This window comes from Alcanivorax sp. HI0083, from assembly GCF_001635175.1.
In genome coordinates this window covers 1-391 of record NZ_LWFX01000654.1, presented here as the reverse complement: position 1 = coordinate 391, position 391 = coordinate 1, and the positions used below count along the sequence as shown (strand labels likewise).

Sequence of the window (391 nt, the reverse complement as noted above, 5' to 3'; positions counted from 1 at the left end):
TTTTTGAACGGTTTGCGCTGCATCAGGGTAAGCCCGAACGGCGCATCGGCCAGCGCGGTGCCAAACAACCATTCCACTCGTTTCAGGAACGGCTCTACGCTGAGGCCGTGACGTTCCAGATACAGTTGTGCCTTGCTGTGGGCGCGAGAGTGCACCGCTTCCTGTCGGATGAAGCCCTGCACGTCGGCCAGAAGCTGTTCATCCTGGATCAGCGGCAGGGCCTGATTGTATACCCGACAGAACCACAGCTCGCCTTCCGGCAACAGCAGGTGGATGCCGTTGATGGTGTGTGTGGAGAACGGATCATCACGCAGCCAGTGCAGTGGTGTCTGATCAAAATCGAACTGCACCCGGCGCGCTTTCAGTTGGTGTCGAACAGTGGCATTCATGG

Annotated in this window: 1 protein-coding gene; it reads right to left on the bottom strand. The window is 58.1% G+C overall.

Going from position 1 to position 391, the window contains the following annotated elements; genetic code table 11:
- Positions 1–391: metal-dependent hydrolase (locus A3754_RS06505; protein WP_197468518.1), on the bottom strand; the 391-nt coding region annotated here is incomplete at both ends.